The organism is Planococcus salinus, from assembly GCF_003719725.1.
GTDB lineage: Bacteria > Bacillota > Bacilli > Bacillales_A > Planococcaceae > Planococcus > Planococcus salinus.
This window is the reverse complement of record NZ_RIAX01000001.1, coordinates 439,162-465,660: the sequence shown is the minus strand read 5'-3', so window position 1 is coordinate 465,660 and position 26,499 is coordinate 439,162. Positions and strand designations below refer to the sequence as shown.

The window sequence follows — 26,499 nt, the reverse complement described above, 5'->3', positions numbered from 1 at the left end:
AAAGGAGACAACGATGACTCAACAAAAACAAAACACAAGCTTTAAATCTCTGCTGGAAATCCTGCTGGTCTCGACTCGACTGGGGCTGACTTCTTTCGGCGGACCGATTGCCCATCTGGGATATTTCCACGAAGAATATATCCGGAGAAGAAAATGGATGGATGAAAAAAGTTATGCTGACCTGGTGGCGCTCGCTCAATTTCTGCCCGGTCCGGCAAGCAGCCAGGTGGGCATCGGAATTGGCACCATGCGGGCCGGTGTGTTAGGAGGCATCGTCTCCTTTATCGGCTTTACGCTTCCATCTGTCATTGCGCTGATTTTGTTTGCGCTATTGCTTGAGAATTTTGACGTGGGAGATGCCGGCTGGATCCGCGGTTTGAAAATTGTCGCAGTGGCAGTCGTGGCACACGCCATTATGGGAATGGCGAAAAACCTGGCGCCGGACTTGAATCGGAAAGCCATCACCTTGCTTGCTTTGGTGGGCACACTGTATTGGCAATCTACATTTACGCAAGTTGGAGTTATTCTGGTGGCAGCTGGAATTGGTTACCTCTTATACAGGAACAGCGCAGAAACAACTGAAGGCCGTTTGTTGTTTCCGGTCACCAAGCGTTTTGCGGGCATTTGTCTGGCATTGTTTTTCGGTCTGTTGTTTTTGCTGCCGTTTCTCCGGGAAGCCACAGGTTCATATTGGGTGGCCATGTTCGACAGCTTTTACCGCGCCGGCTCACTGGTATTCGGTGGGGGCCATGTGGTGCTCCCATTACTGGAGCAGGAATTTGTGCCGACCGGCTGGCTGACTGAAGAAGCGTTTCTCGCGGGATACGGCGCCACGCAAGCCGTTCCCGGACCGCTGTTTACGTTTGCGGCTTATTTGGGAGCTGTCATGAACGGCTGGCAGGGAGGACTGTTTGCGACATTCGCCATTTTCTTGCCTGCGTTTTTGCTGATTCTCGGCGCTTTGCCTTTTTGGGACAGTTTGCGGACGAACCAAAAAATCAAAGGAGCCGTGATGGGTGTGAATGCGGCGGTTTTGGGGATTCTCATTTCAGCGTTTTATACACCGATCTGGACCAGTTCGATTCAGGCGCCGATGGATTTTGCATTGGCTGCCATCCTGTTCAGCATGCTGGTTTACTGGAAATTGCCGCCATGGGTGATCGTCATTACGGGTGCTGTCGGAGGCTCGCTGCTGACTTTATTGTGAAACATCAGAGAAACTGCTGCCGGAAACGTCTTGGCGGCAGTTTTTTCATTTTTTTTCTTGTGAAAAGCAAATAACTTGGGGCGACTTTTGAGCTGATGAAAAGCAGGGAGTTGACGCCATATTATTTACATGATATTATTATCTCGAATTAAATATAAATCAATTCGAGATAAAGAGGTGATTGTCTTGGAATTGTCGAATCAAAACCTGAAAGCTGTAATGGTTCTCGTGAAAGCGGCTGATGCCATACACGCCGTCATCAAAAAAGACGCCGCTGCACATGGGCTGAACCCGACGGAATTTTCGGCATTGGAACTGCTTTACCACCAGGGAAGACAGCCGATTCAAATAATCGGAAAAAAAGTTCTGATCAACAGCAGCAGCATCACGTATGTCATTGATAAACTTGAGAAGAAGAAGCTCGTCGTTCGTGTGGATTGTCCGGAAGACCGGCGCGTGACTTACGCTGAATTAACGGATGAAGGCAGAACGTTAATGGCGCGTATTTTCCCGGAACACGAAGAAACCATCAACCGTGTATTCGGAGGGTTAAACGAAGCCGAAACAAAAGCTATGATTGATAGCCTGAAAAAAATCGGCTATCAGGCACAGGAAGTGTAAATTTTTTTACTCCATTATCTTGAAATCAAGATAGAACAAAATATGGTAATTAAAGGAGCGGGAACTATGAATGAAATAAAAGGAATCCACCACGTCACTGCCATTACGAGCAGTGCTGAGAAAAACTATGAATTTTTCACGTATGTGCTGGGCATGCGGCTAGTGAAGAAAACGGTGAACCAGGATGATATCCAGACGTATCATTTATTCTTCGCAGATGACAAAGGATCAGCCGGTACCGATATGACGTTTTTCGATTTTCCCGGCATTCCGAAAGGGACGCACGGCACGAATGAAATCTACAAAACGGCTTTCCGTGTGCCGACAGATGCCGCACTGGACTACTGGATCAAGCGCTTTGATAAATACGAAGTGAAACACAAAGGGATCCAGGAAGTGTTCGGCAAGAAAACCCTGTCGTTCGTCGACTTTGACGATCAGCAGTACATGCTGGTTTCCGATGAATTCAATGAAGGGGTAGCTTCCGGCACGCCTTGGCAGAACGGCCCGGTGCCATTGGAATTTGCCATCACGGGCTTGGGTCCCATCCATATCCGGATTGCCGAGTTCGACTATTTCAAGGAAGTGTTGGAAAAGGCGATGCTCATGCGCGAAATCGCAAAAGACGGTTCTTTTCATCTGTTTGAAGTGGGAGAAGGCGGAAACGGGGCGCAAGTGATTGTGGAGCACAATAAATTGCTTCCGCAGGGACGCCAAGGATTCGGAACGGTTCACCACGCTGCTTTCCGTGTAGCGGACAGAAGCGTATTGGACGAGTGGACTGACCGGATGACGCAATTCGGCTTCAGCACATCGGGCTATGTCGACCGTTTCTTCTTTGAATCGCTTTACGCACGGGTCGCACAGGGAATCTTGTTCGAATGGGCCACAGACGGACCCGGCTTCATGGGTGATGAGCCTTACGAAACCGTTGGCGAAAAATTATCCCTGCCGCCGTTTTTGGAACCAAAGCGTGAGCAGATTGAAAAAATGGTGCGGCCGATCGATACGGTGCGCAGTACACGCACAATCGAAAAAGAATATTTGTAAGGAGATCAAACACAATGAGTATACTGACAAAACTATTTGGATCAAAACAGCAGGAGGAATCGACAATGACAAAATTGAACATTGGAATTATTCTAGGATCAACTCGTGAAGGACGCTTAAGCCCGCAGGTGGGGAACTGGGTAAAAGAATTGGCAGACAAGCGCGGAGATGCGAATTATACCATCATTGATATCGCTGATTACAAATTGCCGCTATTGGGAGAGAATGGTGGAGATGCAACAGGCGCAGCAGCATGGTCCGAAGCAGTAGCGAAACAGGATGGATTTGTCTTCGTTGCACAGGAATACAATCACTCAATTACCGGATCACTTAAGAATGCGTTGGATTACCTGCGCGAGGAATGGAACAACAAAGCGGCCGGCATCGTATCCTACGGTTCGGTCGGCGGCGCGCGTGCCGCAGAGCATTTGCGTGGCATTTTAGGCGAATTGTCGATTGCCGATGTTCGCGTGCATCCGGCATTGTCATTGTTCACAGACTTTGAAAACGGAGCGGAACTGAAAGCGGCTCCTGTCCAGGCGGATTCGGTGAACCAAATGCTGGACCAGGTCATTCCTTGGTCACAAGCGATGAAAACCATCCGCAACTAAGAAGAAGGTCGGAAATTGTTCGGAAAGTACAGGGAAAAAAGAACGTTCGTAAAGTGCTTCGGCACTTTTACGGACGTTCTTTTTGTTTTTACAGCTGTATATAAGGTGTTCGTAAAGATTTACTTTTGCGAACAGTTATAAAGAACCTCAATTTTTTTCTTAGGAAATCAAGGTAAGGGAAATTATGTTAAACTTATTTTAGTCAGAAAATTCTTTCTTTAGACAGATTAAGTTTAAAACCACAGGAAGGAAGGGGACTCATTTGAGAAAGCCTATTTTATTAATTACAACCTTCATTATCTCAATAGCGATGGCGGGGTGTGCTTCAGATGAAGTAATTCGCGTCGGCACCCCTTTTAATGACGAGGGGACCACTGGCGCAGAGTTCCATACTGATATTACAGATTCTGAAGCTATAACAGCTTTACGAAGAGTCATCGAAACAGAAAAGAAAGTAGAAAAGCCGAAAGATTTAACAAGAGAACCAGACGTTGTCTTTACACTGAACAGACCTGAAGAAAGTGTTTCTGAAATTTGGCGGTATGTATGGTATCAAGATGATGGCAGTGCCTTTCTATCAAATGAAGAAAGTGCGGTTTTGGTAGAAAGAGGTCAAGATTTTTTTGCCTTACCAAAGGAACAAACGAACGATTTGAAAAGCATACTTGAGAAATAGAGTTTCATTGTTCAAGAATAGATGATTATATATCTCGATCACAAGCAGTTAGATAATAAAATATCAATTATTAAAATATCTTATTTAATAAAGGACGACTTAAACAAAATGCACTAAGAAATTTTAAGGAAGGGGTTACAAATTATGAAGAAAATCTTATCTTCAAAATGGAAACTTAGCGGATACGCTTTATTGGCTTGTATCGGCGGAACTATTGGCGGTTTACTTGTAAACCCCAGTGTATATGTTGTATTAGGGAATTTAACTGCTCTTGTACTACTAATTCTTGTAAATATTATTTATGTTTTGTACAAAAATAATAATAAAAAACATAAAAACATAGAGAGGGAGAAACAAGTACCGTAAACTCACGTGTTTTTATTGGCAAGTATAAAACCAATACCACTGAGCTCTCCAGTTCTGATTTTAGTACATATATCAGGAGTTGTCGGAAATACAAAAGGAGAGAAGAGACCGATCAATCACACGTTTTCAAATTCTTTGTCTGTACCAGTGGACTTTAGTCCGTTCCACAGATTTTTGGATCGAAGCAAGAATGGATCGAGCAATAAATTAATAATTAGAAACTTCTACCAGGTTGCCATCTGGATCTCTGGCATAAACAGAGGTGATCGGCCCTGTCGCTCCAGTTCTTTTTATCGGGCCATCTTCAATAAGTACTCCGCAACTCTCTAAATGGCTTATTACGTCTAACATAGGAACATTAGTGATAAAACATAAATCAGCAGCACCAGGCATAGGAGTTTTTGCTTTCGGTTCGAATTCTTTGCCTGCTTCATGTAGATTTAAATGAGTATTCATAAAAGAGGTTACAGATAAACGACAAGGCTGTAAAAATAGACACCAACGCAAGTTGATTTGGTTAAAGCAATACATAGTATTTAAATCATATCTAACTGTTTCATAAAATCAACCCCATCAGAAGAAACCCAATAATCTTTAACTTTTCCCTTCTCTATATAAAAAATATCGGTTCCGTTAAATGAGATTTCTTTACCTTTATCAACATTTACGCCAACCATTTTCCCGTTGTATTTTCCTGTGAAATTCCAACGGGCAGAAACATAACTTCCTTCTTCAATTGGATTAACGACTAATGACATTTTATAATCGTCAAAAAAATATGTTCCTGAAGAAATAACCTCTTTCAATGCTTCTGGGCCACTATATCTTTTTGAATCTTTATCATCAGTTCTTGCCTGATGCACGATACACTCGTTATGAGCTATTTCATTAATTAATGAAATATCAGTATTCCAAGCTTCCAACCATTTATAGTATAAATCTTTGTTGCTCATAGAAATCGCTCCTTTTTATTTTTATCGTAGCATATATAATTTCTGTTCATAAAATTCTTTGCTGCGGGTAAATCAAGGAAATAAAAAATCCATTTTACATAAGACGGCTTATCGAAAGAGAATGAGCTTACGCTTAAGCTTCTTCTTTTTTATTCATTAAAGTGTACTTTTACAACTGGTATCCCTACCGTGACTTTTCTTTATTGTCTTGAACTGTGACAAGATGTTTATTATAAGGAAGGAATTTGTAACTTTTAAATAGAATAGTTTACGAAAAAGTTCAGATAAGAATTTTTATGCACAAGGAGGTGAAACAATGGAGAAAAACAAATTACTAAGAATGGATAATATCGGCATCGTTGTAGAGTCCCTTGATGAAGCAATCTCATTCTTCGAGGAAATTGGCTTGAACCTCGAAGGACGAACCGTTGTCGAAGGCGAATGGGCGGGGCGCGTAACCGGATTGGGTTCACAGCGTGTAGAGATTGCTATGATGGTTACCCCAGATGGCCATAGCCGACTTGAACTATCGCGTTTTCTCACCCCGCCTACTATATCAGATCACCGGACTGCTCCTGTAAATGCTCTCGGTTATCTACGCGTCATGTTCACCGTTGAAGACATTGACGGAATGGTATCCGGACTCACGAAATGTGGTGCTCAGCTCGTTGGCGAAGTGGTTCAGTACGAGGACTCGTATCGGCTCTGCTACATCCGTGGAACCGAAGGAATTCTAATCGGTTTGGCGGAACAAATTGATAACAAGTAAGTAAGTGGAGTTTAATAAAAGCCTTTACTGAAATAAAAAGTGAAACAGAAAAGCAGTGTGAAAGTACATCCAACGAATGGAGGTCTTTCCTATGAGCTAACACATGACAGCTTATCAGTAGCTGTTTGAATACGTGGGAGAGAAGACACTGATCAAAACTCATCTTTTCTCCTTTTCTGTTTATAAAAGTGTACCTTTACAATATTGTTATATAAAATATCTCCGGAGTAAAGTAAGTGTCAATTGGGAGACTAATTTGATAGAAGAGCCATTCTGGGTTAAGGTTTGAAATTTTTATAGTACATACAGATTATTTAATTGAGAACCATTATCATTTGTGGTACAGTAGAATAGTAATGGATAAACCTATTGAAGAAGGAGATATATAATGCAAATATACTGGACGAAAATAAATAAGATTATTGAAGAAACGCCTGAGGTTAAAACGTATCTGCTCGACTGTCCGGAAGACTTTACATGGGAAGAGGGTTCCCACACCCACTTTGCACTTGAAGGTTTCAATGCCGGAGATAAACCAAACCGCGGCCTGATTCGTCACATGTCAATCTCCACTTTACCGAGCGAAAATTCAATCGGTATCACAACACGAATCAAAGAGCAGTGCTCGGATTTTAAAACGGTTTTAAGAAGCCTTGAAGTCGGTAATGAAGTTGCAATATTTAAAACTCATTCGAATGTGCCGCTTAAAAGAGACAACAAAAATGTTTATCTGCTGTCATCCGGCGTGGGCCTGGCCACGTTCAGACCGCTTGTACTTGATTATTTCGACCATGCTGACAATGTCAATCAAATCCATTCTCTGAACATCGATTCCTCGAAAGATTTCTTATTTACCAATATTTTTAATTCTGCACCTGCCAGGAAGTTCACCGCCCAGTTCGTCGATAACCGCAAAGACTATTACGAAGAACTGAAGAATCTTACTGCAGACAAAAACGGACTTTTCTATGTTGTTGGCAGCGATGAATTTCTCGTGCAGAACATTCAAGTACTGCGTGAACAGGGCATCAAGCCGGAACAGATCATGCTCGACAAGCGTGAGCAGTCACTGTCCGAGTTTTTATCGGTTGAAATTTCAATTTAACACTTCCTGCTAAGCCTCTACTCACTTCACAGTGGAAGCGCATGAACTGACGGGTAATGGACCAAAAAAAGAAAAAGGATGATCCCAGTCTTTTCTTCATAAGACTGGAATCATCCTTTTAATTTTACTCCGTTTCTTTTAAACCTAAGGCATTAAAAATGGTGGAGAGCCCGGTGTATGCCCTGAAGCAAAGTCCAATAATGGGATTACGTAGGCGATGGCAATGGAAAGTGTGCCCAGGGCCACCCAGATCGCCCAGCGATCCATAAACAATGGGGAAGCATCTGCTGGCCGGTAATCTTCACCGATCGGAAAATCGGTGTCGCCTTTAGGGGCGAAAAATGCAAGCTGCGCCCAAATATAGATCAGCAAAACGATACCGATAAATAAGATGACTCCACCCATGGCCATGAACATCTCATACGTAGCCCACTCAGAGGCTGCGCTATGGCCATTATAAGTCGTGTCTGCAGTACGGCGGGGACTTCCAAGCAATCCGTTGGCATGCATGGCACCTGACATGATGAGCATGCCGCTTGCCCATACAATTGTCTGAATGATACCCAACCGGTTGAGGGTCCTGGTCATCTTTCTGCCAGTCAAGTACGGAATCAACCAATAGGAAATCCCGAAAAAGGTCAGCATTACCGTGGTTCCGACGGTTAAATGCAAATGACCTGTGACCCAGATCGAATTGTGGACGACCTGGTTGATCTGGTTACTGGCATTGATGATTCCACCCAGTCCAGCTGGGATAAAAGCAAACATGGCGACGATCAAAGCGAAGAAGCGGGCGTCAGACCAAGGGAGTACCTTCCACCAGCCCAATAAACTGGTCACACCTTTCGCTCTGCCTGCACGCTCCATGGTTGCCAGCATGGCAAAGGCTGTCATGAGGGAAGGAAAAATAATCATGAATGTCTGGATTACATGCAAAAATTTCAATTCGACCGATAAGCCGGGATCCAGGATCTGGTGATGAAAGCCTCCCGGTACGTTGGCAACTACCAAAATGACTACTGCGACACGCGCCAGAGAGTCACTGAAAACTTTCCCGCCGATAATTTTCGGCATTGAGACATACCAGGCGGAAATGGATGTCAGCATCCAAATGTTTACAAGCGTATGACCGAATGCCCAAAACAAGGTCCGACCCATCATCGGATCGATGGTCGGAACCCATCCAAACGCCCAGGGAATTACAAAGCCTACGACAAAAACGGCGATGAACAGGGAAGCAAAGACCCAAAGGACAAACACGGCATTGGAGAAAAAGGCGAACAGGGGAGTTAGTTGTCCCGGATTCCGCTTTCTCCAGCTCTGGTAAGTGATGAACATTCCGATGCAATTCAGTAAAATACCGACGACAATCAACGCAAGACCGATATAAAACCACGGATGCGCCTGCATTGGCGTATAGAATGTATAAAGTACATTTGCATCGCCAGCAAGAATGAAAAACGCCGCAATTACCGTACCTACTGTCATCAGGCCGAAACCTGTCCAGCCGAATGCAATCGTTTTACTGGCGAGTCCGCCAAGCACACGCGAAGTTCCGGCATACAAATAGCCGATACTGAAAAATGAGCTTAATACCAGGACCAGCAGAACACCGTGTGCAGTCAATAAAGCATAATAACTGATCCAGGATGGAAGTTCCAGAAAGCCGCTACGGACAAAGCCCTGCAGCAATCCGGCGATACCGCCGACCAATAAGGCGATAAATGCGATGGATAAGTTAGCAAGGGATAACCGGTAATCCTGTCTTGGAATTCCAGCCACCGCATCTTCGTTTACAGCTGTTCCTTTGTGTCGAATTGGAGCTTCTGTTATATGCGTCATTTTTTTCCCTTCTTTCTATTTTTTAATTGACGGTAATGGTGTTTGCCATATATTCATGGCCGAGTCCGCAATATTCATTGCATAAAATTAAGTATTCGCCGGGTTCATTAAATGTGTGACTCACTTTTGATATATGACCGGGAACAACCATGACGTTGACATTGGTGTCCGTGATCTTAAAGCCATGGGTTACATCAGGAGAAGCCAATGTGAAATGGACCGTAGCTCCGGCTGGAATTTCCAGATCACCCGGTTGAAAAGCAAACATTTCCGCAATCATGGCAATTTCGTATTCATTGTCTCCGATTTGCTGCAGCTCAGCGTCTGCGAAGATTTCAGATTCCCGAACCTCTTCTGGATCAATGGTTTCAGCATGGCTCGGTGGACCCATTTCCAGGAAAAAGGTTTGGACTGCCAAGATGCCCAGAAAAATAAACAATATAAGAGAGCCGATGATTAACCAGAGTTTCTCATAACGATGGATATGCATAATTGAACTTCTCCTTTCGGTGTCCTGAAATGATTAAATTGTTTAGTTTCGTTCCAAAAACAGTAAGAAGACGCTGAACCAGGATATAAGCATGAAGGCCGCAATGATTAGAACGGAAACGAATGTACCCTTTAAAGATGCTTCCTGAGAAGTAAGTTGCTCTTCTTTTTTTTTACCTTCAGAAGATGAATCCTTCATTTTAATCCCTCCTTCACAGAATATTTTGAGTATTTTAATCTTATCAAGGCTGTTGCAAAATGAAAACCTATCCTCCTTTTCCTAGTTTTTCAGGAGTCAATCGGCCGTCCAGTTTAAAGAATCGATGTACATCCTGACAATATCTCTTTCTAGCCACTCATCATATCAGAACATGTCCTTTATTTCCTTGACGCACGTCAAGGAAAATCAGTTTATTGTGAATTTTTTGTATAGGTGATACGCTTTGATTAATCAAACTTGATGAAGGTCAAGGATTCATTGGCAAATGCCGTCTATAATGAAGGGGACAAGCAGGAAACACCTGATTTTGTACGACCAATCAAATTTGTGAATCAGAATTTATAATAAGTAACTTGAAAAATGCGTAATGGTCATTTCTGAAAAGCTTGCCATTAAATCGCACAGGAGGGGATTCCAATGTTAGTGGTTATGTCGCTGGTTCTAATCGTTACCGCCATTCTGACGCTTATTATAGGTGTTGAAGTAAGTGAGACAGACGACAGGTTTTAAACGAAATAAAAACGTACAGCGCTGATCTGTTCACATCAAAAAAGCCGGCTTCCAGTCAATATAGACTGAAAGCCGGCTTTTAGTTTATGGGTCAATCTTTTTTAAAAAGCACCGGATCCGCCGCCGCTGCCGCCGACTCCACCGCCCCCGGCAGGCATGGAAGAGCCGCCGCTTGCATGGGCTGTTGAGTTGGAACTTGCGGCTACAAAGATCGTAGTGAGGAAGATCGGGTTCATGACAAAGCTTCCGGTGGCAACAGAATCAGAAGCCGTCTCTGCCAATGAAAACGCAGCACCTTTTTTATCGAGATTTTTGTTTTCGACACCCAGTGCGTACGCATAGGCACGAAGTTTTTCATCATGGGTCAATTGGTGCCACTGTTCAGAAGGAAGATCTTCCATTGCGCTGGTCAGTTGCTGCCATTCTTTCTTAATGATGAGCCCTTCCACGGTGCGCGGGTGATAGAAAACAGCAAAAGCCAGAAACGCCACGGCGATGAAGATGGAAACCGCCAGTAACGGATACAGTTCATACCAGCCGAAATAGCCGGCTGCAGCGCCGAACACCAATGCAATTACCGCAGATGACCAACGGATTTTTGAATGTTTCCGGTACAAATGTTTTCCTTTTACTTCGTCGGCAATGCCTTTAGTCCACTGGCTGATCAATTCATTATACGTCTCAGCATGGTCTTCATCTTTTGTATAGTTCTCAAGTTCGCCGACGTCAAAAGAAGTGCCATCTCCGACATGGTCAAATAATAACTCGATCAACGCCGCTTCGTGTGTATATTCTGTATTGCGGTCAATCAATTCGAAAATATCTTCAGTCACTTGTTTGACGTGACCTTTTCGGACGAGTTCCATCAAGGCAGCAGCCGTAGCATTGGGGCTTAAGAACACTGATTTCACATAATAAATCGTCGCCGGAATACTCATCTTTTGTTTCGGTACAAAGAAACGGGAGTCGTCAACGGCTGCCTGTTGTTTGTCACGGCGGGAACGGAACCATGCCCAGCCAAGCAACAGCGCCAATAATGCAGCTCCGACAGGGAGGACCACATTGCCGATGCCCCGTGCCGTCTGCTGGTTTGCGGCAAACGCTGCGGCATCTTCCTCCTGCTGTTGCCGGTCATCCGCCAATTCGTCGCGGACCGTTCCAGCCTGTTCTTCGACAGCTGGGAACAGCTCAGCGTCATAAATCACACGGATATCTCCATTTCTGCCTTCAGGAACCTCACCCATGTTGAATTCAACAGCACCATCCACCATCAGAGAAGCAGTGTCTTGTGCTTCTTCGTAGCCGAGAAACTCAACGTCTTCAGCAGGAGCGGGAGGATGAACGATAATCGTCATATTGCCGTAATCACTTTCATTGCGTTCATCAAAAAATCCCCAATAAAATTCGGCACCGTCTTCGAATTTTTCCACTGCGCCGGTAATTTGGTAATGCATTTCGACCGTTACCGTTTCGTCATCGCCGGCTCTGTAGATTCTGAAGAGGTCGTCTTCCTGTTCCACTTCCAGTTCACGGTTATTTTCAAATGCCTCGAACTGCTCGACGGATGTGTCGGGCTTTGTGCCGATTTCCCTTAAGAGCCCTTCAAAATCATCTTCGAATTCATACGTATGCTGCTCGACGACTTCAACCGTTCCATCTTCAGTAAGCTGTGCATCAATTGTCACTTCGGGAATCGTATACTCGACGGCCAAAACCGTGGTCGGTGCGAGCAGCAGAAAAATAGCGAAACTAAAAGCGGTTATATTTTTTCGTTTCATGTAAATCACCTCTTGCCTATTGTTTACGGGCGAAAGAATAAAAAGTTTCAGAAAGGCAGGTTTCATTCGTTTAACAATTCAGAATATTATTGTCAACTTTGTAGTTCATTGCTAAAATTACCTCAAAAGGAAAGGGGATGAGCAGTTGAAATACAGTTACATTTCACATTTGTATTGCCCGAAATGCGGCAATACATACAACACCTCAGAACAGCATCAATTATGTTCGTGCGGAGCTCCGCTGCTGGTTGACTACAAGTGGGATCAACTAAAAGCAGAACTCAAGCGTGAAGACGTAACCGCAAGGAAGGGGGATCTGTGGCGCTACCACGAGCTGCTGCCGGTAGAAGAAGAACAAAACGTCATCACTTTGGGGGAAGGGATGACGCCGCTTGTTTCAATGCCGGCACTCGGCAAAGACATGGGCGTTGAACATCTCTATATGAAAGACGAAGGCCTCGTCCCGACCGGCACGTTCAAAGCAAGAGGGGCAGCTGTTGGCGTATCCAAAGCGAAAGAAGTCGGCGTGACGGAATTGGCGATGCCGACCAACGGCAATGCGGGAGCGGCCTGGGCGTTATATGCCGCCAGAGCCGGGATCGCTTCGACGATCGTCATGCCGGTCGATGCGCCAGTCATCACAAGAAATGAGGTTGCCATTGCTGGAGCCAATCTGTATTTGGTGGATGGATTGATCAGCGATGCGGGAAAAATCGTCGGAAAAGCCGTCAAAGAACACGGATTATATGACGCTTCCACGTTAAAAGAGCCGTACCGGATCGAAGGCAAAAAAACGATGGGGCTGGAAATCGCCGAACAGATGGATTGGGAAATGCCGGACGTGATTTTGTATCCGACCGGCGGAGGCGTCGGGTTGATCGGTATTTACAAAGCGTTGAACGAACTGAAAAAGCTCGGTTGGGTGGAAGGGAAGCTTCCGCGCCTGGTGGCAGTCCAAGCGACAGGATGCGCACCCATCGTCAAAGCATGGAAAGAAAACAAGAAAGAGTCTGAATTCTGGCCTGACTCCACTACACTGGCTTTTGGCATCAATGTGCCGAAAGCACTCGGGGATTTTCTGGTGCTGGAAGCCCTTTATGAAACAGAAGGATGTGCCATTGCCATTGACGATGAAACCATGCTGGAAGAACAGCAAACGATTGCCCGTTTGGAAGGGGCGTTCATTTGTCCGGAAGGCGCCGCAGCATTTGCGGCAATCCGGGAACTGAAACAAACCGGCTGGATCAAAGAAGGGGAGAAAGTGGTGGCGTTGAATACAGGAGCCGGCATCAAATACCCGGATACGGTGGAAATTAAAATTCCGATACTGGAGAAAGACGGTTCCATTGGAGCACCAAACAGCATTTGAGGCCTTGAAATCGCCTTGCAGGAGTTTAACGCAGAAAATGCTTCAACTTTCGTCATTTGTAATTGCTTGCAAATAAGAAAGGGGAGAATTTCATGAGATTAAAAGGGAATCTGATGATGCAGATTTTTATCGCTTTCGGCTTGGCCATTGTTTTAGGTGCTGTTTTTGGCCCATCGATCGAAGTGCTGCAGCCACTGGGGGACTTGTTTCTACGGTTGATCAAGTTCATTATTGCACCTTTGATCCTTGCTTCTTTAGTGGTGGGGATTGCAAGTACAGGAGACCCGAAACAATTGGGCCGAATCGGCCTAAAAACCATCGTGTTTTACTTGGCGACGAGTGCGGTAGCGGTCACCATAGGCCTGGCTTTCGCTTATTTGATTTCTCCTGGGAAAGGGTTGACGCTCACTGTTCCTGAAACAACTGCAGAAGTGAACGAAACAGGAGGCGTCATTGCCACATTGCTCAATATCATCCCGGAAAACCCTTTTGAAGCGCTTGCGACAGGAAATATTCTGCAAGTCATTTTTTTCGCCATTTTCATCGGTCTGGCAATCACGCTGGTGGGAAAACCGGCACAGCCAGTCCTGCGTTTTTTTGAAGGATTTGCGGAAGTGATGTACAAGATCACAGGAATCATCATGTGGGTGGCACCAATCGGCGTGCTGGGCTTAGTGGCTCCTGTCGTCGGGCAATACGGTGTGGCCGTCCTCATGCCGTTGCTGAAAGTTATTCTGGCGGTGGCCATCGCATGTGCGGTACATGCTCTTTTCGTCTATTCAATGCTGGTGAAGCGATTTGCGAAAATCAGTCCGTTGAAATTTTTCAAAGGAATTGCTCCTGCGGCGGCCGTGGCGTTCAGCACATGCAGCAGTTCTGGAACTTTGCCAGTCACCTTGAAAAACACCCAGGAAAATCTGGGTGTCTCCAGAAAAATCAGCAGTTTCGTCCTGCCGCTGGGTGCTACGATCAATATGGATGGAACAGCTATTTACCAGGGGATTGCAGTTGTTTTCATTGCCCAGTTCTATGGTCTCGAACTGTCTTTTTTGCAGCTTCTCGCCGTTATCTTAACAACCGTTCTGGCATCGATTGGAGCTGCTGGCGTACCGGGAGCAGGGCTGGTAATGCTCGCCATGGTCTTGACGGCCGCCAATATGCCGCTTGAAGGCATTGCGCTGATAGCTGGAGTGGACCGCATTCTTGATATGTTCAGAACATCGGTGAATGTCATGGGAGATGCAGCAGGTTCTGTAGTAGTGGCCGCTTCCGAAGATGAATTATGGGTTGACGAGTTGGCCGGTGAAAACTTGCTTGACGCGATGACTGAAAATGATGGAACTGTGCTGGATACGAAATAACGATGCACCGGAACGATGACAAAAGGCAGCCTTCATGGAGCGGTTCTGCTCCTTGAAGACTGCCTTTTATCTGGTGAAAGTTTATTCATTTTTTATTCAGTAAAGGAAAATCGTGCTTATCGGGTGCCATGGGCCTGCTGAAATAATAGCCTTGCCCTTCATCACAGGTCTCTCCCTGAAGAAACGACAATTGCTGCTCATCTTCGATTCCTTCCGCAATGACCCCAATGTTCAACCGGTGGGCCAGTGCGATGATTGTCGAAGTGATGGCTTTTCCGTTGACATCTGTATGAATGTCTTTGATAAAACTGCGGTCGATCTTCACGCGGTCAAATGAAAATTGCCGTAAATAACTGAGCGATGTATAACCGGTGCCGAAATCATCGATGGCAACCGATACCCCGAGCGATTTAAGTTTCAAAAGGCTTTCTTTCAGGAAAACCGTATCTTCCATCAAAATCCCTTCCGTCACTTCCAGTTCCAGCCATTGTGGGTCAAGCCCTGTCTTTTTAAGTATACAGCGCAGGGTCTCTACAAAATCCTCACGCTGCAGCTGAATGGTGGAGATGTTCACACAAATTTTAAAAGGACCATGGCCTGCTTCCTGCCATTGTTTGTTTTGCCGGCAGGCCGTTTCAAGAACCCAGTTGCCAATGGGGATGATTTGTCCACTTTCTTCAGAAACTGGAATAAAGTTGTCTGGTGGAACCAGACCCAGTGTCGGGTGATTCCAGCGGATCAGTGCTTCCATCGCGGTGATATCACCGCTTTCCAAGTCGACAATCGGCTGATAATGAAGCATGAATTCCTGATTGCGCAGTGCATTTTTCAAATCTTTTTCAATCGTCAATTTGTAGCGTGTCTGTAAATCGAGCTCTTCCGAATAGATGGTATAAGGTTGATCGCCGTATTTCTTGGTGTGGTACATGGCAATATCCGCATTTTTAATCAAATGAGGAACATCATTTTTCATGTTGTTTTCGCTCAAAGCAATGCCGATGCTGGCAGAGATGGATACGGAATGCCCTTCCACTTCATAGGGGTTTGCGAGTTCCTTGTTCAGCCGTTCCGCTAAACGAATGGCTTCCCGTTCCGTGGTATCAGGCAAAAGAATCGCAAATTCGTCTCCTGAAATCCTGGCAACGGTATCGGTCTTTCGCACACTTTGTGTTAAGCGATGCGCGACAATCTTCAGAAACTCATCCCCCAGCTGATGACCCAGCGTGTCGTTAATGAATTTGAACCGATTCAAATCGAGAAAAAGGACAGCCGGGCAGTCATTGCTTTCTTTCAACCTGCCATTGACCTGCTCCAGACGGTCTTCAAATAACTTTCGGTTCGGCAAACCGGTCAATGGATCGTAAAAAGCCAGCTCTTCCATTTTCTGTCTGTACTCGACTTGCTCTGTAATATCTTTAGCAATCCCGTAAGCTCCAATAATTTCTCCGTCACGTTTCATGGGAAAGTTGGTCAAATCCAGGTAAACTTGTTTTCCGTCTTTCCGGTTGATGGTAATTTCGTAGCGATTCACTTTTCCTTTGATCGCTTCTTCGAAATAGGTGAGTGTTTTTGACAAATGCTCTGATATGATCAGTGGAGCGAATGACATATCCAATAAATCCTCCAACAGATAGCCGGTCAAATCGACACAAGCCTGATTGGCATCGATGAACCTGCCTTCCAGATCAAAAGCGAAAACAGCATCCGGATTATGATAGAAAAGCGATTGGAACTGCTCTTTCTTCTCTTCGAGTAATTGCTGTGCTTTTACTTCTTCTGTAACATCGATGACTGTACCGAAAATTGTGTATTTTCCCATGATGACCTTTTTGGTGGCATGGATTTCCACATGATGCAGATTTCCGTTTTTATGAATTGCCCGGACCCGGTAGCGTGTTTTTTTGCCATCCACCTTTTGGGCAATGCTTTTCAGCACTACAGGCAAATCTTCGGGATGAATCAACCGGTCAACTGGCACCCCTTCGTCCAGCATTTCCTCTTCGGAATAGCCGATCATCTCACTGAAATGGTTATTCACATAAGTGAATTTTCCATTTTCCAGCATATACATACTGACTGCGGCTTCCTGTATCAATGCGTTGAACATATCTCTGTAAAACTCTGTAGGAAGAGAAGGCGTCACTTTGTTCGGCTCGTGCTCCATGCTTTGTAACCTCCAATAGGTCTATTGTCTTTTTTAATAAAAAGAGTCTTTTATTAAAATAGTAGCATAGCTTGTAAAAAAATTGAATGTTTTCATGCTGAAATGAAGCAAAAAGAAAAAAATCCCTTAATCGCATTAAGAGATTTTGTCTGTATGATCTTTAAATGATTGTTGTGTCAATTGCGTCAATAGGTCTTTCTGTTTTTCAATCAATTTTTCTCTTTTTATACTTTCTCGGTAGGCGCGGCTTTCAGCTGCCAGCGTCATCATAAAAAATCCGGCCAGCAGGAACGCAGGAAGCGAAGAGGAATAGAAGCCCCAACCGACTAAGGCGATTGTTGCGGCAAATAAAAACCCCATTGCTTTGGCAGAATTGCCGTTTCTTTTTTTGATCTCTTCATAATTTTGTTGATGCATCCAATCCCCCCTTATGAACGGTATTATACGCAAAATCATTAAAAAGAAAATACCTTCTGTAAGATTTTTTTGACAAAAATGAAAACCTTCAAAAAAACGAAGACAAGCCAGCACAATAAACCACCCGATTTGGATGTATGCAAATCGGGTGGTCGTAAAAACTGTTATTTATCGCTCTTTTCCGGCCATTGGCGGTTATTCTCTTCCAGTACAGCCAGCAGCAAGCGGCGCCGCTCCTGTAAATCTGACAGCGAATCCAGAAATTTGTCATCGGAAACTGTCCGCAGTCCAGCCTCCCGAAGGTAATACAGATCGATTAAGGGTGGATTATTGCTGGATGGCTCAATATAAGCCGATCGAAGCGTTTCCAGATAGCTGTGGACAGTAGCACGTGTTTCCTTCAAAAGAGCTCCGTTTGGCAGCAATTCTTCCGGAATCGCATAAAGATAAATCGTCAATGCTTCATCAAGTGCCGTCACCGCCACGGGCAAAGTTTCTTTCGCTTTATCGGCATGGTAGTAGTGAAGGACCGGATAGGCATTATGCTGGGAAGTGATGGCGCTCAACTGGTTGGCGAAACTGTTCAGCAGCAAATCGATATCGTGGAAATTCCGGCCGTTCCATGAGTTGAGAACGATATCGACTCCGTTTTTCCCCAACCCATGAATGCTTTCAGCGAGTGCGTGTTTTTGGGAGACAGCACCAAGCACTGACAGCAGGTAAGTGACGCCCAATGTGATAAAGAGCAGACCTGTTGCAGTCGCCAAAGTGGCGGCAAACTGCCAAATGCCTTCGTTCGGACTGTAATCCCCGTTTCCGAGCGTGAAAATCAGATAACCCGCAAAATAGATGCGTTCCCCCCACGAAATCGGGTTGTTGTCTTGCGTGTCGGTAATGGAGGATGGATTTCCGGCGAATACAAGCGTCCAGCCTGCCCATAAAAAGAAAATCCAGGTCGATAATGCAAGCATCAAAGTAAGCGGACCTGACCAGCTGAACAATCGGGAGTTGGCTCTTCCCAATTTTTTCATCGCTCTCCAGAGCAGTGCCGACAACCTCTTCGTAACGGGGCCTGCACCACCGTCAACCCATAAAGTGGTCCATATAAAGTCGACAATGCCAATAACCAGCAGCACAATACCCAACAATAAATAAATAACAGACATTTTTCTCCTCCTTTAAAAATTTTTTCGAAGTACCTTGTTTTGTGTAATGGCAAGCAAATCCTGTCTCTTGTGTGAGTCGGACTCTCTGATCTGTAAAATTGGACGGATGGAAGTAAAAGTTATCGCTCTCAAAAAGACGGTCTTGAGACTCGGCACTCTTAAGCTATGTTCTCCTTTTCCTCTGGGAAGGGAAGAGAAAACCCTATTTAGGGAAGTTTCTTTTTACAGACTTTAGAAAGTCAACGAAATTGGTGAAAAACGTCAAAGCAGTTCCCTGTCTAAGTTGCCAATATCGAAGACAGACGATAATTATGTTAAAATAGAGATATACTTATCAGGAAAAGGAAGTGCAGTTGATTGGCAACCAAAAATCGATTCAGCGCCCTTTTTCGAGGGCCAATAAAATTGAAATTAAAAAAGCCGAAAAAGCAACTTACCGTGCAGCATATTGTGATTCTCGGAGATTCCGTGGCTTACGGTTACGGGACACGGGAGGGCATCGCTAAGTATTTAAAAGAAACCTTTCCCGGAAGCAAAGTGACCAACCTGGGCATCAACGGATTGACAAGCAACGGACTTGTGGAACGTCTCCAGAGCGATAAGTGGCAGCACTTCATCCAAACAGCTGATTTGATTCTGCTGAATATTGGCGGCAATGATTTGCTGCGGGGATTCCGCCAGAACGGAGCCAAAGGGTTGATTAGGCAATTTGCGGGTTTAAAGCGAATCTACCGGAAAAACCTGCTGAAAACGTATCAATATATCCGGGAACAAAATGACAAAGCCTTAATCGTCCAGAATAATTTATATAATTCGATCAAAAAGGAGTTTCAATACTTCGGTTTCACCAATCTTCTGTTCCGGCTGTGGAATACGGCCATCGGTGAAAGAGGAGTCGTTGTTTCGAAAACAGACGCCATGGGCAAGAATCCTTCTATTTGGCTGGATGACATCCATCCAAACGATGAAGGGTATCAATTGATGCACGACTTGCTGCTGAAGACGTTAGCGGCAACGGGATTTGCCACACAATTGTCTGAACAAAGTGAGAAAATGCGTTGAAAGGAAAAGTATCCATGGATGCTTTTCCTTTTTTATTTGACAATCCTCATTGCCTTTGAAGAATTCAGGAAGCTGGAACGGTATTCTGGAATAGGATGAGGATGAGGCTAATGCTAAGGCGCTTTATCGCTAAAACTGTACAAATTGGCTTGTCGGATGGCGATGCTGTTTGAATATTAACGGCTGTTGGCTTACACTTGAAAGAGTATTCGGAAAATACCATTCCAAAGGAGGTTTGAAAATTGGAAGAGCAACAACCACTGCGGTTAAACGAACACATTCATTTGATCGACGGGTATGATTTAGGGACTCCTGAACGGACAGGTGCCTATGTCCTCGATGAAGACGAATTGACCATTGTTGAAACAGGTCCGAGCCCGTCCATCAAACATGTAAAGGAAGGCCTGAAAAAGCTGGGGCATTCATTGGAACAAGTCAAGTACATCATCGTCACTCATGTGCACCTGGACCATGCCGGAGGAGCCGGATTGCTGCTGCAGGACTGCCCGAACGCCCAAGTGGTGATACATAAAAAAGGGGCGAGGCATTTAGCGGATCCCACGCGATTGGTGAAAGGTGCAAAAATGGTATACGGCGACAAATTCGACGACTTGTTTGAACCGATTGTTCCGGTTCCCGAAGAGCGCATCCTCATTAAGGAAGAAGGGGATACACTGAAAATCAGCCCGACGTGTGTGCTGAAATTTCATGATACGCCGGGACATGCCAATCATCATTTCAGTATTTACGACCCGGTCACCAACGGGATGTTTACAGGAGACACGGTTGGCATCCGGTATCAGCAATTGGTGGACGATGGCATCGATTTATTTTTGCCTTCGACTTCCCCCAACCAATTCGATCCGGTGGCCATGCAGCGCGCCATTGACCGGATGACGGCGATGCGTCTTGATGCGATTTACTTTGGCCATTACGGAATGAGCAAAGAACCGGACATGGCATTGCGGCAAGTGGCGGAATGGCTGGTCGTCTTTGTTGAAGAAGCGGAAAAAGCCGCAGCTAAAAACCAAACACCGGAAGAACTTGCCAAAAGGCTCCAGGACCTGATCAGAATCCATTTGCGTGAACTCGGCGTAAAAGATGACCACAAAGTGTACGACATTCTGCAGCTGGACATGGAAGTCAGTGCGCAGGGGCTCATGGAATACGTATCGAAGTAAAAGTCAGTAAAGATTTTTTACGGGAGCCATTTGACAGACAAAGCAGGTTTCTGTTTTCACTATTTCGGGAACAGGTTAACAAAAAGAATGGAGGAACTTCCAATGGATGATAAAAACAAGGTGGAAGAAACATACATGAGCCGTCAGGAACGGGAACGGATTGGCCGACAGACAAATGCCGGCTTTGCACGTGTTGAAAGAATGGAAGTCGAACAAGGTGCAGATGATATCCCGACGGGCGAAGTGGCGCAGGAACTCTCCGAAGAAGAAATCCGGCGCCGTGTCGGGGAAGGCAATTACAGTTCAGCCAAAGACGATCGCCAAACCAATTCGATCAATAGCTGAGTTAAATCATAAGTCACAAGAGCCCCTGCCAGTAAATCCGGCAGGGGCTCTTGTTTGTCTTTTTTCAGTTAGTCAGGCTCGGTGCAAGGAATGTCCAGATTAGACGGGCTTCCTCAGGTGATCGCGGCGTAATGACGCTCGATGCCGGGTAAGGGTCCGGTTCGTAGCGGTTTTCCACGTATTTTTTCGCATAAGGGTTTTTCTCGATTGCTTCCAGGTAAGCTTCCTGTGTCTTGTTTGATAATACCTGACGTTTGCGCTGGATCAGCCATTTAAACCAGGCGTAAAACGCATTGTCTGTGTTTTCCTGTTCATAATGGCCGATCAGGCTCTCGGCTTCTTCCAGCCGGTCGGTTGCCAGCAGAGCTGAGATGGCCATGTACCGGACGCCTTGGTGGTCAGCGGGATTCAGCAGGAGCAGTTTTTGGTATTTGTCGAATGCTTCTTCGAAACGACTTTGCTCCCAGTACAGGTTGCCGAGCAGGAACAGGGCACGCAAATAAGGGCGGTTGGGGACATACAGCCAGGCAACTTCCATTTCCGGTTCGAACTGCTTTTCTCCGGAGCTGACGGCTTTTTTCAGCAATGCTTCACGTGCTGAGGGCTCGCTTTCCACTTCAGCAGCAAGCAGGAAACCATCTGCATTTTGATGATCCAAACGCTGGAGCTGTTCGAATTTGGCTATCCGTTCTTTTTCGGTCTTAACCTGGTACGCTTCATAAGCAGTCAGCTGCGCTTGTTCAGCATCAGATTTCGGCTCGTACGGAACATCATGGTAATATTCCATTTGCCGTTTCAAAGCCGATTCGCTTGTGATGGTGGCGTGTTTTAAGTGCATGTACAAATTCCAATTCTGAAGCTCATTCGATTTCGGGTTCGTGCCGACTTCGAATGCATAGGCTGCTTCTTTTTCCTGGTTTGCCACCGCTTTGTCGTAAAAGGCCTGCAATTCTTCAGCAAACTGTTGAATGTCTCCCATTTCAGCTTGGAAATGCCGGCTGATGTCAGCGGAGCTCCAATCGAATTTCAACAATTTTTGGCTGATGCCGAATTGAATGGCTCCTGGAATGGCGGCTTTGGGCACTTCCGGAAGAGGTTCTAAGTAATGGAAAAACGATTCGATCAGGTCATCGCTTTTCAAATCGTGTTCAATCAGAAACTGTTCGAGAGACTGGACTGTTTCCAGCACTTCAGGTGGGACCTGTTCAGTGCTTCGTATGCCGCTGCTGAACTGTTTGTAGACAGATAAGGCGTTGTTCCGGTAAAATTCCTGTGCTTCTGTTGCTTCAGAAGACTGGTACATATCCTTCATCTTTTGAATGGTTTCCGGTTTGGGCTCGACAACGGCTGTAACGCTGTTCAAAGCCATGACAAACTGCGGGCTGATCCGGACATCCGGCAGATAAAAGCCGATGGCCAGATTGCCGGTTTCCACCGGGAATGATTCATTGACTTCAATTTCCTTCGTATCGCCGGACAATAAATCCCGCATCTGTGCTTTGTATTCAGTGATGGAAAGAATCTCACCCACAAGAAATTCGGGGTTTGGCCATGCGCTCAACACTTGCTTGAGCTGCGGGCGCTCTTCCATTCTGGCCTTATGTTCGATAAAGGCATTCCATACATCAACGCGTTTCAAAAAGAAGAACAAATCACCGATGATGCCGTTTGATTTTTCTTCGCCGTAAAGCGGAACCAATAAATTTTCGGTTGTGTCTTTCCATGCCAGCAATTCTTTTTGTTCGGAAGGGCGGGGGTGATTTTCAAAAAATTCCTGAAGCACTTCCCGAAGAACTTTGTTCTGCTCTTCGAACATCGTCTTGGCCGCTTCGTCTTTACCGCAGCATTTTTTGTACTTTTTCCCGCTCCCGCAATGGCAAGGGTCATTGCGGCCGATGGTCAATGTGTTTTCTCCCTGGATGTGGGCCATCAGAAATGTTCCTCCAGCAATAATCGTTCCTCATCACGGCTGTGGATGGCGTTGACAACGAGCAGGGCATGGAATTGCTGCATAACTTCATATGTCAGCCCTTCTTTTTTCAGCATTTCCTTAATATCCGCTGCAATGATGCGCAGCAGGTCGTGATCACGCGTCAGTTTGGCCACGGCGTCTTCCAGACTGGGGTCCTGCTCGAGCACTTCCTGGTAGAATCCTTCTTCCTCCGCGTCGGCGTGGCTGATGATCCGCGTTTCCCAATATTCCACCAAATGGTCGGCAGCCTGGCGGGCAACTGCAAACTCTTTTGCTCTCAATAAATCTTCCATTTCCTCTGTTTTTGTAATGGCACCTGATAAGCCCCCCTGGTGAATAGCGTGGTGGGCATGTAATTGACGTAGGGATGGTCCTGACATATTCTTCATTCCTCTCTGCAGTAGTGCATGTTTTTTTCAGTATAACATGTGTTTTTGCTGAATTTTCCGGCTAGGAACATTCCCGGCAGGAAACAGGGAATTCCCTCATGTGCAGCATCTGATCCGTGTCAGGCAATGACCTGCCGGCGAACAATTGCATTGTGTAAGCGGTTGACGAAAGTCCATGGACAGCGATATTCTTAACATAACCGCGGCACCCCTTTTTAGGAGGCCACCGCCTGTAGAATAAATGAAAACAGCAATACGAGTTCAGGCCGCTTTTCCAGTCAGGAAAAAGACAGGGATTGCGGCTTTTTTCGTCAGGAAAGGGTCATGCAAATGAGAAGAACTTTATTATTTTTGACAATAACGCTATTGCTCGCAGGGTGTGGAACGACGTCAGCCGACCGCAAAGACGAATTGTTCATCTCAGCCGCTTCCAGCTTGACCGATGCAATGCAAGCGGCGGAAACGGAATTCGGGAAAGCCCATCCCGACATCGAACTGGTGATCAATTACGGGTCTTCCGGGAAATTGAGCAACCAGATCGAACAGGGGGCGCCTGTCGATCTATTCTTATCGGCCAGCGCGAAAGATATGGACCGTTTGGTTGAAGGCGAATTGATCGACGGCACAACAGTCGTTCCGTTTGCCAGCAATCATCTGGTTCTCGCTTCCACTGCGGCTGTTGATGAAGTACCGGATTTTTCAGCGGTTCTCCAGGGCTTTGAAGGCAAAATCGCAATAGGCGAACCAGAAAGTGTTCCGCTTGGCATGTATACAAGAGAAGCGTTGACTGAATTGGATTTATGGGAAAGCATTGAAGAGCGGGTGATCTACGCCAAAGATGCCCGTCAGGTAGTCAGTTATCTCGAAAGCGGAAATGTGGAGGCAGGAATTATTTATTCCTCCGACCAGGGTCTCGCGCAAGGCCTCCAGACCATGGTGGAGCTGCCGGACACCGGAGAGGCCATCATTTATCCGGCCGGCATTTCTTCAACAGCTGAAAATCAGGAAGCTGCCGAAGCCTTTCTTGCTTTTCTGACAGGAGAAGAAGGCCAGGAAGTGCTGGAGCAATTTGGCTTTCGTGCCGCTGAAGGGGTTCCTGAAAAATGACACAGGATTTATCTCCACTGTTTCTTTCCCTGAAAGTTGCGTCTGTCTCGACTTTCTTTGTCTTCATCATCAGCATTGCTCTGGCACGTTTTATGTCCAGGCGCAATTTTTTCGGCAAAAGCTTTTTGGATGCGTTAATTCTTCTGCCTCTCGTTTTGCCTCCGACGGTCATCGGATTTGGACTTATTGTGTTATTCGGATTGAACGGTCCTTTGGGCAGTTGGCTGGAGCAGTGGTTCGGTGTCCGCATCGTTTTCACATGGGTCGGAGCCGCGATTGCCTCGTTTGTCGTGTCGCTGCCGCTGATGTATCAAAGCGTCACTGCTGCTTTCAATAAAATCGACAGCCGCTGGGAAAATGTGGCACGGACAATGGGGGTCTCTGAATGGCGTATTTTCCGGACCATCACATTTCCGCTTGCGTGGCCGGGAATTTTGGCGGGTCTGATTTTGTCGTTTGCCAGAGGCATTGGGGAATTCGGAGCGACTTTGATGGTAGCAGGTTACATACCGGGCCAGACGGAAACGATTCCGCTGGCGATTTACTTTGCCTATGAAGCCGGGCAAATGGAAAAAGCGGCGTTTTGGGTTATCATCATTTCCGCGCTTGGTCTGGCGATTATTTCATGGGTCAATTACTGGCGCAAGAAAACCGAAATCCGGATCGGGAGGGAGTGAATCGGATGTTACACGTAGATTTCCGAAAACAATTGGAGCATTTTGAACTGGTCGTGGATTTCCAGCTGGACAATGAAATTCTGGCGCTCGTCGGCTCATCCGGTTCAGGAAAGACAACTCTTCTTAACTGCATTGCCGGCATTGTCCATCCGGACGCCGGTTCGATTTCCCTGAATGGCAGAAATTTTTTTCAGGAAGGCAATAAACCGCTGAAAATTCAGCGACGGAAAGTCGGCTATCTGTTCCAGGATTATGCGCTGTTCCCGCACTTGAGCGTGGAACAGAATATTTTGTACAGCCGGCCGCCGAAAAGCGATATGGCGCATATTACAGCAGTGACGAAAGTTCTCGGCATTACGGATCTGCTGCCGAAATATCCCCATCAAATCTCGGGCGGCGAAAAGCAGCGTGTGGCTTTAACGCGCGCACTGGCGGCCAAGCCGGATCTGCTGCTGCTGGATGAGCCGTTTTCCGCACTTGACGATGACACGCGGGAGAGATGCCAGGAGGAATTGCTGCGCATCCATGAAATCTGGAACATCCCGATTATTTTTGTTACACACCGGCAAGCCGACGCACAAAAACTGGCAGACCGCGTGATCCGCGTTGAAAAAGGCCAAATGACTGAACAACTGATTTCCGAAGCTTCCCTTTAGATGAAGGGGAGCTTTTTTTCGTGGATTTTTAAGTGAACGCGCATAACTTTCGGGGAACGTGCATAAAAGCTTTTAAGCGCGCATAAAAGTTTCCGAACGCAAATAAATCAAAATAAACGCGCATAAACCTCCTGTCTGCGGATTTGCCGCCGGCCGCCTCCGCTTTTCGTTGTCCAGCTCCGGCGGCCAAGTCCTCGGGGTCATAAGCCACTTTGACTGTGCGGCTGAAAACATGCCGCTTCGCCAAAGCGTCTTATGCCTGTCGGAGGCCCACACGACGTGGGTCAGATAAGCGTTGCGACAGGATGTCGCGTTCTTAGCTTATCTTCCTTTATTGGCCACCTCCGCTTTTCATTGTCCAGCTACAGTGCCCAGCCCCTCGAGGTCGCTTCGGTCTTATGTATCATGGCAAAGAACGCCATGACCCAAAAGCCCT

27 protein-coding genes are annotated in these 26,499 nt (G+C 46.0%); 16 read left to right on the top strand and 11 right to left on the bottom strand.

Annotated features, from left to right (window positions below; genetic code table 11):
- The first annotated feature begins 13 nt into the window (after positions 1 to 13).
- The 6 genes from chrA to EEX84_RS02280 all read left to right on the top strand — a co-directional run bounded on the left by chrA (position 14) and on the right by EEX84_RS02280 (position 4,531).
- Positions 14 to 1,207 (top strand): chromate efflux transporter, encoded by a 1,194-nt coding sequence (gene chrA / locus EEX84_RS02305; RefSeq protein ID WP_123163950.1) that lies wholly within the window; start codon positions 14 to 16, stop codon positions 1,205 to 1,207.
- Between the two features lie 186 nt (positions 1,208 to 1,393).
- The gene (locus EEX84_RS02300; RefSeq protein WP_123163949.1) at positions 1,394 to 1,828 is read left to right on the top strand and encodes a MarR family winged helix-turn-helix transcriptional regulator; all 435 of its coding nucleotides are present in this window, start codon (positions 1,394 to 1,396) and stop codon (positions 1,826 to 1,828) included.
- 66 nt (positions 1,829 to 1,894) lie between these two features.
- Entirely contained in the window at positions 1,895 to 2,878 is a 984-nt protein-coding gene (locus tag EEX84_RS02295) for a ring-cleaving dioxygenase (RefSeq protein ID WP_123163948.1), read from the top strand.
- A 14-nt stretch (positions 2,879 to 2,892) separates the two neighbouring features.
- Positions 2,893 to 3,489 (top strand): NADPH-dependent FMN reductase, encoded by a 597-nt coding sequence (locus EEX84_RS02290; protein WP_420812544.1) that lies wholly within the window; start codon positions 2,893 to 2,895, stop codon positions 3,487 to 3,489.
- Positions 3,490 to 3,751: 262 nt separating this feature from the next.
- A complete protein-coding gene (locus EEX84_RS02285; RefSeq protein ID WP_123163946.1) occupies positions 3,752 to 4,165 on the top strand; it encodes a hypothetical protein in 414 nt (137 codons plus the stop codon).
- A 144-nt stretch (positions 4,166 to 4,309) separates the two neighbouring features.
- The gene (locus EEX84_RS02280; protein ID WP_123163945.1) at positions 4,310 to 4,531 is read left to right on the top strand and encodes a hypothetical protein; all 222 of its coding nucleotides are present in this window, start codon (positions 4,310 to 4,312) and stop codon (positions 4,529 to 4,531) included.
- 207 nt (positions 4,532 to 4,738) lie between these two features.
- Here EEX84_RS02280 and EEX84_RS16565 read toward each other — a convergent pair whose 3' ends face one another.
- Together EEX84_RS16565 and EEX84_RS16560 are read right to left on the bottom strand one after the other, a co-directional pair.
- Positions 4,739 to 5,062 (bottom strand): VOC family protein, encoded by a 324-nt coding sequence (locus EEX84_RS16565; protein WP_192892897.1) that lies wholly within the window; start codon positions 5,060 to 5,062, stop codon positions 4,739 to 4,741.
- A 5-nt stretch (positions 5,063 to 5,067) separates the two neighbouring features.
- Positions 5,068 to 5,484 (bottom strand): ester cyclase, encoded by a 417-nt coding sequence (locus EEX84_RS16560; RefSeq protein ID WP_192892896.1) that lies wholly within the window; start codon positions 5,482 to 5,484, stop codon positions 5,068 to 5,070.
- A 316-nt stretch (positions 5,485 to 5,800) separates the two neighbouring features.
- Between EEX84_RS16560 and EEX84_RS02270 the strand changes: the two genes are divergently transcribed.
- Both EEX84_RS02270 and EEX84_RS02265 read left to right on the top strand, forming a co-directional pair.
- Positions 5,801 to 6,253: a VOC family protein gene (locus tag EEX84_RS02270; protein ID WP_123163944.1), complete on the top strand. Its 453-nt coding sequence runs from the start codon at positions 5,801 to 5,803 to the stop codon at positions 6,251 to 6,253.
- Positions 6,254 to 6,641: 388 nt separating this feature from the next.
- Positions 6,642 to 7,358 carry a ferredoxin reductase domain-containing protein gene (locus EEX84_RS02265; protein ID WP_123163943.1) on the top strand — a complete coding sequence of 239 codons (717 nt, stop codon included), beginning with the start codon at positions 6,642 to 6,644 and terminating at the stop codon, positions 7,356 to 7,358.
- 144 nt (positions 7,359 to 7,502) lie between these two features.
- On the opposite strand, the gene EEX84_RS02260 is transcribed toward EEX84_RS02265, so the two are convergent.
- The 4 genes from EEX84_RS02260 to EEX84_RS02245 form a co-directional block, all read right to left on the bottom strand.
- Positions 7,503 to 9,200, bottom strand: a complete 1,698-nt coding sequence (locus EEX84_RS02260; RefSeq protein WP_123163942.1) for a cbb3-type cytochrome c oxidase subunit I — start codon at positions 9,198 to 9,200, stop codon at positions 7,503 to 7,505.
- A 22-nt stretch (positions 9,201 to 9,222) separates the two neighbouring features.
- Entirely contained in the window at positions 9,223 to 9,690 is a 468-nt protein-coding gene (locus EEX84_RS02255; protein WP_123163941.1) for a cytochrome c oxidase subunit II, read from the bottom strand.
- Between the two features lie 42 nt (positions 9,691 to 9,732).
- Positions 9,733 to 9,888 carry a cytochrome c oxidase subunit 2A gene (locus EEX84_RS02250; RefSeq protein ID WP_123163940.1) on the bottom strand — a complete coding sequence of 52 codons (156 nt, stop codon included), beginning with the start codon at positions 9,886 to 9,888 and terminating at the stop codon, positions 9,733 to 9,735.
- A gap of 632 nt (positions 9,889 to 10,520) precedes the next feature.
- Positions 10,521 to 12,197 carry a DUF2207 domain-containing protein gene (locus EEX84_RS02245; protein WP_158599060.1) on the bottom strand — a complete coding sequence of 559 codons (1,677 nt, stop codon included), beginning with the start codon at positions 12,195 to 12,197 and terminating at the stop codon, positions 10,521 to 10,523.
- 145 nt (positions 12,198 to 12,342) lie between these two features.
- Between EEX84_RS02245 and EEX84_RS02240 the strand changes: the two genes are divergently transcribed.
- Complete coding sequence (locus tag EEX84_RS02240) at positions 12,343 to 13,566, top strand: threonine synthase (RefSeq protein ID WP_123163938.1); 1,224 nt, start codon at positions 12,343 to 12,345, stop codon at positions 13,564 to 13,566.
- 92 nt (positions 13,567 to 13,658) lie between these two features.
- Positions 13,659 to 14,927, top strand: a complete 1,269-nt coding sequence (locus tag EEX84_RS02235; protein ID WP_123163937.1) for a dicarboxylate/amino acid:cation symporter — start codon at positions 13,659 to 13,661, stop codon at positions 14,925 to 14,927.
- An 85-nt stretch (positions 14,928 to 15,012) separates the two neighbouring features.
- Here EEX84_RS02235 and EEX84_RS02230 read toward each other — a convergent pair whose 3' ends face one another.
- From EEX84_RS02230 to EEX84_RS02220, 3 genes are all read right to left on the bottom strand, one after another.
- Complete coding sequence (locus EEX84_RS02230) at positions 15,013 to 17,091, bottom strand: sensor domain-containing protein (RefSeq protein ID WP_123163936.1); 2,079 nt, start codon at positions 17,089 to 17,091, stop codon at positions 15,013 to 15,015.
- Positions 17,092 to 17,226: 135 nt separating this feature from the next.
- Positions 17,227 to 17,622 (bottom strand): hypothetical protein, encoded by a 396-nt coding sequence (locus tag EEX84_RS02225; RefSeq protein WP_148039011.1) that lies wholly within the window; start codon positions 17,620 to 17,622, stop codon positions 17,227 to 17,229.
- Positions 17,623 to 17,672: 50 nt separating this feature from the next.
- Positions 17,673 to 18,674, bottom strand: a complete 1,002-nt coding sequence (locus EEX84_RS02220) for an ion channel (protein WP_123163934.1) — start codon at positions 18,672 to 18,674, stop codon at positions 17,673 to 17,675.
- A gap of 405 nt (positions 18,675 to 19,079) precedes the next feature.
- Between EEX84_RS02220 and EEX84_RS02215 the strand changes: the two genes are divergently transcribed.
- The 3 genes from EEX84_RS02215 (at position 19,080) to EEX84_RS02205 (ending at position 21,262) form a co-directional block, all read left to right on the top strand.
- Positions 19,080 to 19,736, top strand: a complete 657-nt coding sequence (locus tag EEX84_RS02215) for a GDSL-type esterase/lipase family protein (RefSeq protein ID WP_158599059.1) — start codon at positions 19,080 to 19,082, stop codon at positions 19,734 to 19,736.
- Positions 19,737 to 19,978: 242 nt separating this feature from the next.
- Positions 19,979 to 20,917 (top strand): MBL fold metallo-hydrolase, encoded by a 939-nt coding sequence (locus EEX84_RS02210; protein WP_123163932.1) that lies wholly within the window; start codon positions 19,979 to 19,981, stop codon positions 20,915 to 20,917.
- A gap of 102 nt (positions 20,918 to 21,019) precedes the next feature.
- Positions 21,020 to 21,262, top strand: a complete 243-nt coding sequence (locus tag EEX84_RS02205; protein ID WP_123163931.1) for a hypothetical protein — start codon at positions 21,020 to 21,022, stop codon at positions 21,260 to 21,262.
- Positions 21,263 to 21,326: 64 nt separating this feature from the next.
- On the opposite strand, the gene EEX84_RS02200 is transcribed toward EEX84_RS02205, so the two are convergent.
- Together EEX84_RS02200 and EEX84_RS02195 are read right to left on the bottom strand one after the other, a co-directional pair.
- Positions 21,327 to 23,192: a tetratricopeptide repeat protein gene (locus EEX84_RS02200; protein ID WP_123163930.1), complete on the bottom strand. Its 1,866-nt coding sequence runs from the start codon at positions 23,190 to 23,192 to the stop codon at positions 21,327 to 21,329.
- Positions 23,192 to 23,614, bottom strand: coding sequence for a hypothetical protein (locus EEX84_RS02195; protein ID WP_123163929.1), 423 nt, complete (start codon positions 23,612 to 23,614; stop codon positions 23,192 to 23,194). The genes EEX84_RS02200 and EEX84_RS02195 overlap by 1 nt, the downstream gene beginning before the upstream one ends.
- Positions 23,615 to 23,953: 339 nt before the next feature.
- Here EEX84_RS02195 and modA point away from each other — a divergent pair, with 339 nt between their 5' ends.
- Genes modA through EEX84_RS02180 form a run of 3 tightly spaced genes read left to right on the top strand, consistent with a single transcriptional unit; the run spans position 23,954 to position 26,063 of the window.
- The gene (modA, locus tag EEX84_RS02190; RefSeq protein ID WP_123163928.1) at positions 23,954 to 24,730 is read left to right on the top strand and encodes a molybdate ABC transporter substrate-binding protein; all 777 of its coding nucleotides are present in this window, start codon (positions 23,954 to 23,956) and stop codon (positions 24,728 to 24,730) included.
- The gene (modB, locus tag EEX84_RS02185; RefSeq protein WP_123163927.1) at positions 24,727 to 25,407 is read left to right on the top strand and encodes a molybdate ABC transporter permease subunit; all 681 of its coding nucleotides are present in this window, start codon (positions 24,727 to 24,729) and stop codon (positions 25,405 to 25,407) included. The genes modA and modB overlap by 4 nt, the downstream gene beginning before the upstream one ends.
- Before the next feature lie 5 nt (positions 25,408 to 25,412).
- Positions 25,413 to 26,063 carry an ATP-binding cassette domain-containing protein gene (locus EEX84_RS02180; protein ID WP_123163926.1) on the top strand — a complete coding sequence of 217 codons (651 nt, stop codon included), beginning with the start codon at positions 25,413 to 25,415 and terminating at the stop codon, positions 26,061 to 26,063.
- Positions 26,064 to 26,499 lie beyond the last annotated feature (436 nt).